This window comes from Streptacidiphilus carbonis, from assembly GCF_000787775.1.
Classification (GTDB): domain Bacteria; phylum Actinomycetota; class Actinomycetes; order Streptomycetales; family Streptomycetaceae; genus Streptacidiphilus; species Streptacidiphilus carbonis.
Genome location: NZ_BBPM01000074.1, coordinates 1 through 13726, shown reverse-complemented (window position 1 = coordinate 13726; position 13726 = coordinate 1). Strand labels below are relative to the sequence as shown.

The following is a 13726-nucleotide window of genomic DNA, read 5'->3' as shown; positions in this document are numbered from 1 at the left end:
GAGGGGAATCGGCGGCACCGTGTACGAGAAAGAGCTGCCCCGTGGCTGGTCCCCTTGGCCGGTAGTGGGGCCAATTCGGGTTGCCGGTGTGGTGGGTACGGGGCCGTTCAGGGGCCGTGGCTGCTTGGGTCAGGGGTGCTCGGTGCATGGTTGGTGCGCCAGCGCGAGGCCCTGGACACGGTGTGCGTCAGCTCGCTTGAGCATCCCGGCGGCTGCGCTCAGGGTGTGTAGCCGATGGTGAAGACGTCGTCGAGGACCAGGATCCAACGGTCTTTCATGTGGGACGGGTCGGGGATCGTCAGTGCTCCGGCTATCTCCACGGCCAGTCGGCCGCCGGGCGCGGACCCGCGCTGTCGGAGCGGCCCGTCGTCACGGCACGCAGCTGTGCTGCCGCGACCAGGAGCCCCCGCCGACTGCATGCGGCTTCGATGCGCGGCCCTTTCGCACAGGTTCCCCGCAGCGAGCCAGAACGCCCCGCACCCGCCGACGGGACCGGGGTCGGCGGTGATAACGGGGTTATCAGCGGGCAGGGCGGCACCGGTGTCCGATCCGCCCTGATCGTCTGGAATGCTGGGGCGGTCCGAAGTACCAGCACCATCGGGAAGCATACGGAGCCTCACATGGCGCATGTCCATGTTCTTTTGAACCAGAAGGGTGGCGTCGGGAAATCGACGCTGACCGTGAACCTCGCCGCGGTCACCGCGGAAGCAATCGGCGTCCAGCCCAACGGATCCCCCTCCGTTCTGGCCGTCTCCGTGGACCCGCAGGGATCCACCTCCTGGTGGGCCGACCGGGTCGGCGACGACCTGCCGTTCCTGTTCGCGCAGGCCCATAAGGACCTCGCCGGGCTCGCGAAACTCCGCAAGATCACCGGCGTCAAGCACATCTTCGTCGACACCCCCGGCTGGCTGGACCTGTCCGAGGACGACGACCAGGCCGACCCCCTCGGCGACGGCCGCGCCGCGGAGATCCTGCGCGCCGTCCTCGACAACGCCGACAGCGTCATCCTGCCCATCGAACCCGAACCCCTGGGCTTCAAGCCCACCCTGCGCACCATCCGCCAGGTCGTCCAGCCCCGCAAGCTCCCCTACACGGTCGTCATCAACAACTGGGACCCCCGGGACGGCAGCGTCGACCTGGAGCAGACCCAGGACTTCGTGCGGAAGTCCGACCGCGGCCACCTCGCCAAGACCGTCGTCCGGCACTACAAAGTGCACACCCGAGCATCCGCGGAGGGCCGGGTGGTGACCCAGTACGACGCCAACCGCGTCTCCCTGCAGGCCCGCCAGGACTTCGACAAGCTCGCCCTGGAGCTCATCATCAATGGAGGCGCCAAGTGAGCGCCCGCCGCGTCAACCTCGCCGACATGCTCGACGGCGAACCACTGGACGAGCCCACCGAAGCCGCCCGACGCCACCCCGACATCCACCTGACGCTGGACGAGTTGGCGTTCAACCCGGAAAACCCCCGCGAGGTCATCGACCATACGGATCCGGAGTTCCGCGAACTCCTGGGCAGCGTCACCGAGATCGGCGTCATCGCACCGGTCACCGTGTGCACGGTCACCGCGTTCCTCAAGCACCACCCCCAGCACACCGACACTCTCACCGGCGCCGGCTACGTCGTGGTCGCGGGCCACCGACGCATCGAAGCCAGCCGGCTGGCCGGCCGCGACCGGATCCCCGCCATGGTCAACGACGCCGCCGCCGTGGACCCCCTGATGTGGGCCATCGCCGAGAACATGCTCCGCGTGGACCTGAATCCCATGGAGCAGGCCCGCGCCCTGCGGGTGCTGACGGACAAGCCGCCGGCGGGCAAAGGCGTCTCCCAGCGCAAGGTCGCCGCCGGCATCGGTAAGACCCAGGCGTTCGTCTCCCAGCGCATTGCCCTGCTGAGCCTGCACCCCGACCTGCAAACAAAGGTCGCCACCGGCACGCTGGGCGTGAAAGCAGCCCGCGACTACGCCGCGCTGCCGCTGGAACAGCAACTGGACGCCCACGAGCGGGACCTGCACAAGCCAACTGCCGCCACTCCGCCACAGCCCTCCGTTCTCGCCCCGCCGCCGACCGAGACTGCCCCGCCGGGTGATAACCCCGTTATCAATCAGTCGGCGGAGGCCGATCCGGGTAGCGTCGAGAAATCGGCCACGGGGGCGCCGGGTGATAACCGCGTTATCACCTACCCGCCGGAGCCGGTGCGTGGTCGTAGCGTGCCGGAGCCGCGGACCGGGCTCGCTCCCGTGTCCGTTGGTGCCGCGGTGGGGGAGTGGCTTACTTCCACGCCGACCCAGGACATCGCCCAGGCCCTGATCGAGCGGCTGTCCCTCCAGGGACTTCTGGACCTGGCCGGCGTCCTGCACGGCGTGGCCACCAACATGCGCAGGACCAACCAGCTCGACGCGGAGTAGACGACTGGTCCGATCGCGCTGCCCGCGGACACCGGCCGCGAGAGCCTGCCGCCGGTCGCCCTGGTCCTGGAGGCTGGCCGCAAGGGCGAGCGCCCCGGAGTGAAGCGGGCCACCTCATAGCAGGGGTAGAAGGCCGAGCGCGACCACGAGCGGCTGCTGCACCGCCTCCAGGAGGTCGAGGCTGTCTCCGCAGACACCTGGCACGCGCCCGCCTAGGCCTGTTATTGGCCCTGGCCGGCGCTTCCCATCGGGCCGATCTTCACCGGGTTGCTGTCCATGGCCGGCAGCGAGCCGGCGCCCGGCCAGGGCAGGGTGACGGGCTGGGTCTCGTCCGGCGGGGTCACCACCAGGCCGGTGATCCGCAGGCCGGAGCCGCCCGTGTTGTTGGGCGGGTAACTGATGCCGAAGTAGGACGACTTGCCGGGTGCCACGACGGCCGTGGTGACCGGCTCGCCGGAGCGTTGCGCGGACAGTGCGCCCGAGGGCGTCTTCAGGTCCACGCCGGCGTATCCGGACAGCGTGCAGGCCTTGCCGGTGTGGTTCTTCAGCTCGACCACGACGGTGTTGTCGGGGTCGCCGGTGATGGTGCCGTCCGCGGCGGTGATGGTCAGGTCCGCGGTCCGGCACCTGGCGGTCTTTCCGGCCGCGCCGGAGCCGGCCGGTGCGGCGGCGGGCGGCGTGCCGGTGGACGTCGTCGGTGCGGCGGCGGGCGGCGTGCCGGTGGACGTCGTCGGTGCGGCGGTCGGGGCGCCCTGTGCGGTGTCCATGTGGTCGTTGCAGGCGCTGAGCGAGAGAGCAGCGGTGACGGCCAGGGCGGCGAAGGCGACGTTGCGGACGCGCACGGTGTTCTCCTCCAGAGGGAGCGGTGGTGCCCGGTGCTCGGTGCAAGCGGGGCTTTCGAGAACAGGGACTGCCCTCCCGGTGGAACCGTTGCGCCCGGGCCGCCCCCAGGACAGTGCTGTGACATGTACGGCCGGAACCCCCCGTGCCGTCGCCCGCCGTGCCGTCCCGCATCCTGCCGCCGACCTGCACGGACGCCGGTCCGCACCGCCGCTGCGCACCGTCGACGCCGTTGCCGATCACGGGGACAGACCCGTGACGCTGGCGATCTTGACCAGGGACCTTTGGCAGCGCCGCCCGCCCTGTGCGGTCGGGCAGGACGTCGACCCGCTCGCCACTCTGGGCGTGGTGGGTACGGTGGCGTATCGCTGACGTCGGCTCAGGAGTGCTGCCAGGAGACAGAGATAACGGTCCAGGCTGCTGATCCGCGGGCGGAGACGGCTGCGCGGACGCTGGAGGCAAGGCTGGAAGGCGGCTTCGGCCAGCGCGTCACAGTACGGCCTCGTCCGCGACCCCGCCTGCGCCACCGGGCTGCCCGAACGCGCCGGACTCCTGGTCGGCGACCTGAATGAGCCAGCGACGTTGACGCCCGCTTTCGACGGTGTCGACAAGCTGTTCCTGCTCACGCCCGGCATCCGCATCGACCACACGGCCCTCGCGGTCGCCGCCGCCGAGGCCGGCGGGGTGAGCCACATCGTCCACCTGTCCTCCATCAACGTCCTCGGCGACCCGATGCCCGCCATGGGCCGCTGGCACCACGAGCGCGAGGAAATCGTCCGCGCCTCCGGCATCCCGGCTGCTCAAACGCAGGCCACGCACGTTCGCGGACTGGTGCGTGCGCAACGCGGACGCGTTCCGACAGCCTTCTGCGTCACTGGGGTTGTGAGGTGAGCCGGTTGAGGACCACCGTGGCGTGGGAGTGGCCGGTGGGGGCGAGGACGGCGTGGGCGTCATGCCAGTGCTGGTGGGCCATCGCCCACTGGCCGCGGGCGGCGTGGACCTGGCCGAGGGTTTCGAGGGCGTAGCCTTCGTCGATCGGGTTGCCGGTGTCGCGGGTTATTTTGACGGCCCGTTCTGCGTGATGGGCGGCTTCGTCGAGGTCGCCGAGGTGGAAGACGGCGCCCGCGAGGTTCGTGAGCGTCCTGCCGGTGTGGAAGGGGTCTTCGGTCTTCACGGCGATCTCCAGTGCCTGCTGGTGGTGCTCGACGGCGGCGGGGTAGTCGCCCAGCTTCTGCAGTGCCAGCCCGAGGTTGATTCGCGCCGCGAGCTCACCGGCCGCGATCCCAAGGTCGCGGAAGATGTCCAGCGCTTGCTTCAGCACGCCGACCGCCTCCGCCGACTGGCCCATCTCCGTGTACACGTAGCCGAGGTTGAGCAAGCAGGAGCCCTGCCCATGGAGGTCGCCGAGCTTCCTGCGGATCTCCATGGCGCGGTCCAAACAGTCCGCGGCATCGGCCAGCCGCACAGCCTCCTGGTAGCCGCTGGAGAGACTGACCAGCACCCAGGCCTCCGCCTGGGGGTCGCCCAGAGCCTGCGCACTGGACAGTGCGCTCTCGTAGCACCGGATCCCGTCCTGCTGCCACTGTCGCCTGTGGAACAGGTCCCACATGGTGATCGGCAGTTTCCAGCCGATCTCATGCCGGCTGGTCTGTTCCGCCTGAGCGGCCGCAGCCCCTAGGTTGGCGCGCTCCGCCTCGCACCAGGCGAGCGCCTGGTCGTAGTCGCCGAAGTCCAGTGGACTCCAGTCCGGGGCAGGCGCCTCCAAGGTGACATGACGCCGTGACGGGTTGAGGCGGCGGGAGGCCGCCGCACTGCTGTGCAGGTACCAACGCAGCAGTCGGTCCAGCGCCGCGTCCCGGGCAGCCGCGGTCTCGTCTGCCTGGGCCCGCTCGGCCGCGAAGACGCGCAGCAGGTCGTGGAACTCGTAACGGCCCGGCGCCGGGGACTGCAGTAGGTGGGTGCCGGCCAGCGCGTCCAGGAGTCGCTGGGTGACATCCGCCGGTAGGGCGAGCATGGCGGCAGCCGCCGGGACCGTGACCGACGGACAGGTGCTGACCGCGAGAAGTCGGAACGCCCGCGCCTGGTCGTCGGGCAACCCGACGTAGCTGACTGCGAAGGTCGCCCGGACCGCCCGGTCCTCGACCATGAGATCGTCCAGCCGGGACCGCTCGTCGGCCAGGCGCCGGGCCAGCTCCCGGGCACTGGGGTCGAGCGCTGCAGTGAGACGGCTGGCGGCGATCCTGACCGCCAACGGCAGGCCCGAGCAGATCTCCAGCACCGCCCGCACCGCGTCCGACTCCGCCGCCACGACACCTCGGCCCACGATGCGGGTGAACAGCTCCAGCGAGTCGTCAGGGCCAAGGACACCAAGGGAGATCCGGTGTGCCCCGTCCAGGCCTGGGAGTGTGCTTCGACTCGTGATGAGAACCCGGCTGCGCCCGCTGCCCGGAAGCAGCGGGCGCACCTGCGCCGCATCCTTGACGTTGTCCAGAAGGACCAGTACCCGCCGCCGGGAGAGCAGGCCGCGGTACAGCGCCGCGCGCTCGTCGGGATCGAAAGGGATTCGCCCCGGAACGACGCCCAGTGCCCGCAGGAAGCGGGCGAGCACGTCATGGGGAGCGGACGGTTGTACGTCAGCGCCGTGAAGGTCCGCCTGCAGCTGACCGTCGGGAAACTGCTCGAGGACGCGGTGGGCGACGTGCACGGCCAGCGACGTCTTGCCCATCCCGCCGGCACCGCTGATCGCGGAAAGGACCACCGGCGCCGCCGGCCCGGACGGGGTCCTCATCAGAACAGCCGCCAGCTGCTCGGCCTCGGTGACCCGGCCGGTGAAATCAGTCAGATCTGCTGACAGCTCCGCCGGGAGTATCCCTTCGACCGGCTGCGCGCCCTTCACCCCCACCTGGCTGCCGCTCTTGGCGCCAACGTGCACCCTCACACATGAAGCGCGCCAGCGACTCGCTTCGGATTCATCCACGCCCAGCGCACGGACGATCGCCAGGACCAGGTCCAGATCCAGACGCTGCCGCCCCACCCTGAAGGCGTCCACGACCGTGGTCGCGGACACGACGCGCGGCGGTCGCATCCTCAACCCGACACGCTTCGCCAGCACCCGGTACGACGGCATCCCCGCCCAGGCTCGCAACTCGCCCAGCAGGCCGACGAACTCGGCCAGATCAGCGGCCGCACCCGGATCCGGCATCCTGCCTGGCTGCTCACCCACGCTGCCCCCATGTAGCTGTGGTCCTGACAGGCAGAGTCTAGGGAGGCTGTTCGGATTCGTACGGGATACGGGACTCCGGGCAGCCCGTCGAGGCAGCCTGGTCGCGCCGCTTCGCGCTGGTAGCCGGTCCGGACCAAGCGGCTGCAGGCGGGGGACGGCAACGGGTCGACTCCCACGCGGGAACCAGGAGATCGGAAATGAAGAGGACTCTTGCCATACTCGCCACGCTCGGCCTCGTCACCGGCCTGGCCGTCGCCGGCACCGGAACCGCTGAGGCCGACGTGGCCTGGCCCAACGGCTACTACGCGGAGTACTGGACTCCGTACGAGCACTACGTGATCAATTCCCAGTGGGATGGGAACTGTCTGGACGACTCATTGCAGTACGGCCTGCGCATGTACCCCTGCAACGCCAACAGCGTGGCAGGTGGCTGGCAGGCCTGGGAAGTCACCCAGCTCGACACGAACAATGACGCCCAGTTGAAGAACGTCAACACCGGCCGATGCCTCGACTGGTCTCCCCAGTACGGCCTGCGGGCGTTTGCCTGCGGCTACAGCAATTACATCAACGGCTGGCAGAGCTGGAAAATGTCCAGGGTGGCTACCAGCTATCACGCGACCACCCAGATCCTCCAGAACCAACTGCGCGGCTACAACGAGTGCCTGGACGAATCGCAGTACGGCGTACGCGGGTACGTGTGCAACCAGCCCTCCTGGAGCGACGGGTACCAGGGGTGGAACTTCATGGACGTCAGCTGAACCATGCGGCCCACCACTCTAGGCTGACGCCACGGTGGCAGGGTGACAGAATGCCGCGACAACGGGACCTCCGGTACAACGATCTCTGGGCTCGACACCACAGGGATCTACCGGGGGTCCCGTTCTCTCGTTCGTGAGCTTGACAAGGGACGCGATCGATCGTCGGGCCCGCCCGTTCGCGGCAGGCACCGGGAGTCTTGGTGGGAGAGTCCCGGGTCTCTCCGCCCCGGCTGATCGGTCACCGGGGCGGGGGCGGACTGGGTGGGCGCTGAGCGACGGAAGCGACCGAAGCGACCCACATCTGCGATTGGTCTGCAGGACTGCTCCAGGTTCGCTTGAGGACCACTGGAGGCAGGGTCGGTGCGGCGGGTCCTGGCGCGGGGAGCGACTGACGGCGGGCGACTGGAGAGGGTGTCAGTCGCTCTTTCGGTTTCGATGGTGAATGCAGGTCGGGGGCTGTTTTCAGGGGATTCAGCGACCGAGGCGACCCATGGTTCCGGTATATGGGGCCCAATGGGTGTGCGCGTGTGCGTGTCATATACAGCGAGTTGGGTCGCTTGAGTAGCTACTGTGCCGAGCGGGAGGGGTCTGACCTGCGGTTAGGATCGATCCTGGGCCAGCTACCGAAAGGCGGCCGGTCGCCCGTCGGTGGCTGCTGTTCCGCTTGTGTGGGCCTGAGGGCACAGGGAGTTCATGAGTTTCTTGTGACTGCAGCATCCCTTTTTGCTGACCAGCTTCGCTAAGGTTCATCCGTCGTTGAGTCGCTTGAGTCGCTGACGGGGGATTGGGATGGTATCTGAGCAGCACGATCCACGCAGAGACTCAAGACGCCCGGGACGTCCGGCTGTGGCCGGGACGGCTCTGGCCACGGCCCGCTGGTGCGTGGGCCACGGGTGGCCGGTGCATCCGCTGGCTGCCGGGCGCAAGACCCCGGTCCGCAACTGCGAGGCCTGCCGGGCCGCCGGGCACACCTACCAGGGCTGTCCTTGTCTGGCCGACGGGCGCGGGTGCCACGGGTTCCGGGCCGCCAGTCTCGACCCGGGCCACCTCGAGCGCTGGTGGGGTGGCGGCTCCCGGCTCGGAGTCGGCGTCTCCTGCGGGCCGGCCGGGCTGGTGGTGCTCGACATCGACGCGCACACCTGCGCCCTGCCGGGCCGGGACCGCCTGCTGCCGGGGGTGGCGGTGCACGCGGAGGTCGACCTGCGGGGGCTGGCCAACGGGTTCCACACCCTTGCCGTGCTGGCGGCGCTGCGTGGTGAGACGAGTCCTGAGCATGACCGGAGCACGCTGCGGGTGCGCACCCCTTCCGGGGGGATGCACGTCTGGTACCGGGCGCAGCCGGGGGACCGGTGGCAGAGCTCCGCGGGTTCCGGCGGCGGGCGTGCGCTGGCCTGGCAGGTGGATGTGCGTGCCCACGGCGGCTACATCGTCACGCCCGGCCATGTCACCGGGGCGGGGACCTATACGCCGGTGGCCGGGGCGCGGGAGCCGCGACCGCTGCCGAGCTGGATCGCCCGTGAACTCGGGCGGACCGGGCACCTGCTGGCGGCTCCCGCGCACACCCCGCGTCCGGTACCGCCGCGGGCCCGGCAGGCGGTGGCGTCGGCGGCCGGCCCGGGGCGCCACGGTCGGACGCTGGACTCGGTGCTGGCCGCGGTGGCCGGTTGCGCGGCCGTGTCCGAGGGGGCCGGGTTCTCGGAGAAGCTCAACCGTGCCGCCTACACCGCGGGCGGTCTTGTCGCGGCGGGGGTGCTCTCCGCAGCCGAGGCCGAACGTGCGCTGACCGACGCCGCGTCAAGAGCCAGACCCGGGCAGCAGGTGCGCTGCGCCGCGATCATCCGCGGCGGGCTCAGCGCGGGTGCGCGGCGTCCCCTGGTACCAGGGTTCCGCCGGTGACCGCGGTGCAGGCCAACGGCTTTGACAGCTTCGTGCGGGAGACGGCGTCGGCGAAGGACGAAGGGTCCTTCGACGCCCAGGCGGTCGCGGCGCAGATCCTGACCCGCTCGGAGCAGCAGCCCGCTGCTCCCGCGGCGGTTCCGGAGGCGGGGACCGGGCCGGTGGTCACCGCGGACGGACTGCTGCCGGACACGCTCAGCGACCGCGGCAACGCCAAGCTGTTCGTCAGGCTCTACGCCGACGACTACCGCCATGTCCCGGGCCTGGGCTGGTACCGCTGGGACAGCAACCGCTGGCAGATCGATGAGGACGACACCGTGCTCTGGGCAGCGGGGGACCTCGCGGAGTCGATCGCCACCCATGACGCCCGGGGCCGGCACTCGGCGCAGGCGCTGCAGCAGCACCGCCGCCGGTCGCTCAGCACCAGCGGGATCAATGCGATGCTGGCCCAGGCCAAGTCGGCCCCCGGCATGGTCCTCAACGCCCAGCACCTGGACGCCGACCCGTACGCGCTGTGCACGCCGGCGGGGATCGTGGACCTGCGCACCGGGCTGGTCCACGCGCCGGCCCCGAGCCGGGACTTCCACTCCCGCTCCACCGCGGTCGCTCCCGAGCTGGTGCCCACGCCGCGCTGGGACCGGTTTCTGACGGACACCTTCGGGGAGGGGCCCGAGGGCGAGCAGATGATCAGCTTTCTGCAGCTGCTGCTCGGGTACTCGGTCACCGGCGACGTGGGCGCCCAGGTGATGCCGTTCCTGTTCGGCTCCGGAAAGAACGGCAAGTCCGTCCTTCTGGACGTGCTGATGAAGCTGCTCGGCGACTACGCGGACGCGGCGCCGCCGGGGTTCCTGATGGCCCGTCCGTACGAGGGGCACCCGACCGACCTCGCCGAGCTGCACGGCCGCCGGGTCATCGTGTGCAGCGAGGTGAAGCCGGGCGACCGCTTCGACGAGGCCCGGGTCAAGCTGCTCACCGGCGGCGACCGGATCAAGGCCCGCCGGATGCGTCAGGACTTCTTCAGCTTCGAGCCGACGCACAAGCTCTGGCTGCTCGGCAACCACCGGCCCGAGGTGGGGACCGGCGGCTTCGCGTTCTGGCGGCGGATGCGGCTGATCCCGTTCGAGCGGGTGGTCTCCGACGACCGCAAGATCGACAACCTGGCGGACGTGCTGGTCACCGAGGAGGGACCGGGGATCATCCGCTGGCTCATCACCGGCGCCCGCCGCTACCTGAGCGGGGACAAGGACCTCACCGGCCCGGAGCGGGTCCGGATCGCGACCTCCGCGTACGCCGAGACCGAGGACCACACCGGGCGCTTCATCGGCGAGACCTGCCGTTTGGAGCCGGCGCTGCGGGCGGAACAGGCCCAGCTCTACGCCACGTACCGGAGCTGGTGCCACAATGAGGGGGCTCCACCGTTCTCGTCGCGTGCCTTCGCAGCGCGTATCCGCGAGGTGGTCGGCCTGGCTTCGCCCAAGCAGATGATCTTGTCCAACCAGCGGAAGTACTACCCGGGCATCGGCATGCTCGACCACGAGGAGACTGCATGAGCGCGCTCATCAGCGAGGACGAGATCAGTCACGAGACCAATCTGGTCTGGCTCGAGGACATCAGCCGGCTCGACTACGTGCGCCAGAGCCTGGACCGGTTGCCGACCCGGCGCAGCCGGCCCGCCTACCACCGCGACGGCCGGATGGTCGGATACGCCCTGCTGGGACCGGGGGCCAAGCCGTCGCGCTCGTCCGGGACCTTCCGGCGCCGGGTGTTCTGGCTGCTGCCGCACGACCGGGACACGGACCCCGACGGGCTGTACGCCACCGGAGCGCCGGCCGAGGCCGTGGACGCCCGGTCGCTGGCCCCGGGCAGCAAGGGACGCAAGACGGAGCGGTCCGAGGGGCGGGCCCAGCCGGCCGCGGCGGGTGAGACGGGGCGCTGAACTGCCGGGCGCCGCTGGTCGTTCCGGGGCCGGGGCGATGGTTCTGACGCAGCCGCGTGCGGTCCGTACGCGGCCTGGCTCCGTCTGAGCAGAGGCCGGGCCGGGTGCTCCGTCCTGTCGACGGGACGGAGGCCGCGGCGCGCCGGTGTGCTGTCGCAGGGCTTTCCTTCACCGCCGCCCCGGCCTGGGGGTATGTTCGATGCCTGCCGGAAGTCCCCGCGCCGCGGGCACCAGCGCCATTCCGGGGGGCGCCGCTGACGCGGATCTCGAACAGTCCCCTGTCTGCTCGTCACTTTTCCTTCCCGGAGAGCTCACACCTCAGGAGAAGCATGTCCCGTCGCCTGTTCACTTCGGAGTCCGTGACCGAGGGTCACCCCGACAAGATCGCTGATCAGATCAGCGACACCATTCTCGATGCGCTCCTCAAGGACGACCCCTCGTCGCGGGTCGCTGTGGAGACGTTGATCACCACTGGTCAGGTGCATGTGGCCGGTGAGGTCACCACCAAGGCGTATGCGCCGATCGCGCAGCTGGTCCGGGAGAAGATCCTGGAGATCGGCTACGACTCGTCCAAGAAGGGTTTCGACGGCGCGTCCTGCGGGGTGTCGGTGTCGATCGGGGCGCAGTCCCCGGATATCGCGCAGGGTGTCGACGATGCCTACGAGAACCGGGTCGAGGGCGACGAGGACGAGCTCGACCGGCAGGGTGCGGGTGACCAGGGGTTGATGTTCGGCTACGCGTGCGACGACACGCCGGAGCTGATGCCGCTGCCGATCACGTTGGCGCACCGGCTGGCCAAGCGGTTGTCGGAGGTGCGCAAGAACGGGACCATTCCCTACCTGCGTCCGGACGGTAAGACGCAGGTCACCATCGAGTACGACGGTGACAACGCGGTGCGGCTGGACACTGTGGTGGTGTCCTCGCAGCATGCCTCGGACATCGACCTGGACTCGCTGCTGGCGCCGGACATCCGCGAGTTCGTGGTGGAGCCGGAGCTGAAGGCGTTGGCCGACGAGGGCATCGCGCTGGTCACCGAGGGCTACCGGCTGCTGGTGAACCCGACCGGCCGTTTCGAGATCGGCGGTCCGATGGGTGACGCGGGCCTGACCGGCCGCAAGATCATCATCGACACCTACGGCGGGATGGCCCGCCACGGCGGCGGCGCGTTCTCCGGCAAGGACCCCTCCAAGGTCGACCGCTCGGCCGCCTACGCGATGCGCTGGGTCGCCAAGAACATCGTCGCCGCGGGCCTGGCCCGCCGCGCCGAGGTCCAGGTCGCCTACGCGATCGGCAAGGCCGAACCGGTCGGCCTGTTCGTGGAGACCTTCGGCACCGAGACCGCCCCGGTCCTGAAGATCCAGCAAGCCGTCACCACGGTCTTCGACCTGCGCCCCGCCGCGATCATCCGCGACCTGGACCTGCTGCGCCCGATCTACTCGCAGACCGCCGCCTACGGCCACTTCGGCCGCGAGCTGCCGGACTTCACCTGGGAGCGCACCGACCGCGCCGAGGCCCTGAAGCGCGCCGTCGAGAGCTGAGCACGGGCCTTCCAACCGACCTGAAGGAGCGTCATGAGGATCGCCACCACAGGCTCCATCGCCACCGACCACCTGTTCGTCTTCCCCGGACGCTTCACCGAGCAGTTCGTCGCGGACCGCCAGGAGCACGTCTCGCTGTCCTTCCTCGCCGACACCATGGAGGTCCGGCGCGGCGGAGTCGCGGCCAACATCGCCCTGGGGCTGGGGCGGCTGGGACTGTCGCCGGTCCTGGTCGGTGCGGTCGGGACGGACTTCGCCGAGTACCAGGTCTGGCTCAAGGAGCAGGGGGTCGACACCGACTCCGTGCTGGTGTCGGAGCATCAGCAGACCGCTCGCTTCGTCTGCACCACCGACGCCGCGCAGAACCAGATCGCGACGTTCTACAGCGGCGCCATGGCCGAGGCGCGCCGGATCGACCTGGGCGCGGTCGCGGACCGCGTGGGCGGCCTCGACCTGGTCCTGGTCTCGCCCAACGACCCGGAGGCGATGCTCAGGCACACCCGGGACAGCCGGAGACTGGGCATCCCCTTCGCGGCCGACCCCTCCCAGCAACTTCCTCGGCTGGACCGGGACGAGGTCCGCGAACTGATCGACGGCTCCGCCATGCTCTTCGCCAACGAGTACGAGTCGGTGCTGCTGCAGGAGCGCAGCGGCTGGACCGAGCAGCAGGTGCTCGGCCGCACCGGCGCCTGGATCACCACCCGGGGCGCGGCCGGCGCCCGGATCCAGCAGGTCGGCGTGCCGACCGTGGAGGTCGACGCGGTGCCGGCGGCGCGGGTGGCCGATCCGACCGGCGGCGGCGACGCCTTCCGGGCCGGCTACCTCGCCGCGCTCGCCGACGGACTGGGGCCGGAGCGGTGCGCCCAACTGGGCTGCGCCCTGGCCGCGGTGGTCCTGGAGACGGTCGGTACCCAGGAGTATCTGCTGGACCATGACGACCTGTCAGCCCGGCTGCGGGCGGCGTACGGTCCCGAGGCGGCCGCCGAGACCGGCCGGCGGTGACCGGCGGCCCGGCTCCGCCCTGCGGCACCTCACGTTCGACCGCTTCACCCGCGACGCCCCGACATCCGTCGGAACGCACAGAGCTCAAGGAGTACCGGGCATGCCCTCGCAGAACACCGGGTCCAC

General features: G+C 70.2%; 11 protein-coding genes. 9 read left to right on the top strand and 2 right to left on the bottom strand.

Annotated features, from left to right (window positions below):
* Positions 1 to 620: 620 nt before the first annotated feature.
* Together TR46_RS33650 and TR46_RS38555 are read left to right on the top strand one after the other, a co-directional pair.
* A complete protein-coding gene (locus TR46_RS33650; RefSeq protein ID WP_042409739.1) occupies positions 621 to 1340 on the top strand; it encodes a ParA family protein in 720 nt (239 codons plus the stop codon).
* The gene (locus tag TR46_RS38555) at positions 1337 to 2407 is read left to right on the top strand and encodes a ParB/RepB/Spo0J family partition protein (RefSeq protein WP_052433329.1); all 1071 of its coding nucleotides are present in this window, start codon (positions 1337 to 1339) and stop codon (positions 2405 to 2407) included. The genes TR46_RS33650 and TR46_RS38555 overlap by 4 nt, the downstream gene beginning before the upstream one ends.
* 221 nt (positions 2408 to 2628) lie before the next feature.
* Here the strand turns inward: TR46_RS38555 and TR46_RS33640 are convergent, their stop codons facing one another.
* The gene (locus tag TR46_RS33640) at positions 2629 to 3249 is read right to left on the bottom strand and encodes a DUF4232 domain-containing protein (protein WP_042409734.1); all 621 of its coding nucleotides are present in this window, start codon (positions 3247 to 3249) and stop codon (positions 2629 to 2631) included.
* 415 nt (positions 3250 to 3664) lie between these two features.
* Here TR46_RS33640 and TR46_RS33635 point away from each other — a divergent pair, with 415 nt between their 5' ends.
* Positions 3665 to 4138 (top strand): SDR family oxidoreductase, encoded by a 474-nt coding sequence (locus TR46_RS33635; protein WP_152626832.1) that lies wholly within the window; start codon positions 3665 to 3667, stop codon positions 4136 to 4138.
* Here TR46_RS33635 and TR46_RS33630 read toward each other — a convergent pair.
* A complete protein-coding gene (locus tag TR46_RS33630; RefSeq protein WP_152626831.1) occupies positions 4119 to 6470 on the bottom strand; it encodes an ATP-binding protein in 2352 nt (783 codons plus the stop codon). The two genes, TR46_RS33635 and TR46_RS33630, sit on opposite strands and share 20 nt — an antisense overlap.
* Before the next feature lie 197 nt (positions 6471 to 6667).
* Here TR46_RS33630 and TR46_RS33625 point away from each other — a divergent pair, with 197 nt between their 5' ends.
* The 6 genes from TR46_RS33625 (at position 6668) to TR46_RS33600 (ending at position 13600) form a co-directional block, all read left to right on the top strand.
* Positions 6668 to 7228 carry an RICIN domain-containing protein gene (locus TR46_RS33625; protein WP_042409731.1) on the top strand — a complete coding sequence of 187 codons (561 nt, stop codon included), beginning with the start codon at positions 6668 to 6670 and terminating at the stop codon, positions 7226 to 7228.
* Positions 7229 to 8074: 846 nt separating this feature from the next.
* Positions 8075 to 9124: a bifunctional DNA primase/polymerase gene (locus TR46_RS33620; RefSeq protein WP_236655640.1), complete on the top strand. Its 1050-nt coding sequence runs from the start codon at positions 8075 to 8077 to the stop codon at positions 9122 to 9124.
* Between the two features lie 5 nt (positions 9125 to 9129).
* Complete coding sequence (locus TR46_RS33615) at positions 9130 to 10674, top strand: DNA primase family protein (RefSeq protein WP_439654409.1); 1545 nt, start codon at positions 9130 to 9132, stop codon at positions 10672 to 10674.
* Positions 10671 to 11060, top strand: coding sequence for a DUF6009 family protein (locus TR46_RS33610; protein WP_042409729.1), 390 nt, complete (start codon positions 10671 to 10673; stop codon positions 11058 to 11060). The genes TR46_RS33615 and TR46_RS33610 overlap by 4 nt, the downstream gene beginning before the upstream one ends.
* A gap of 329 nt (positions 11061 to 11389) precedes the next feature.
* Positions 11390 to 12598, top strand: coding sequence for a methionine adenosyltransferase (gene metK / locus TR46_RS33605; RefSeq protein ID WP_042409726.1), 1209 nt, complete (start codon positions 11390 to 11392; stop codon positions 12596 to 12598).
* A gap of 33 nt (positions 12599 to 12631) precedes the next feature.
* Positions 12632 to 13600 (top strand): carbohydrate kinase family protein, encoded by a 969-nt coding sequence (locus TR46_RS33600; protein ID WP_042409723.1) that lies wholly within the window; start codon positions 12632 to 12634, stop codon positions 13598 to 13600.
* The last annotated feature ends 126 nt before the right edge of the window (positions 13601 to 13726 follow it).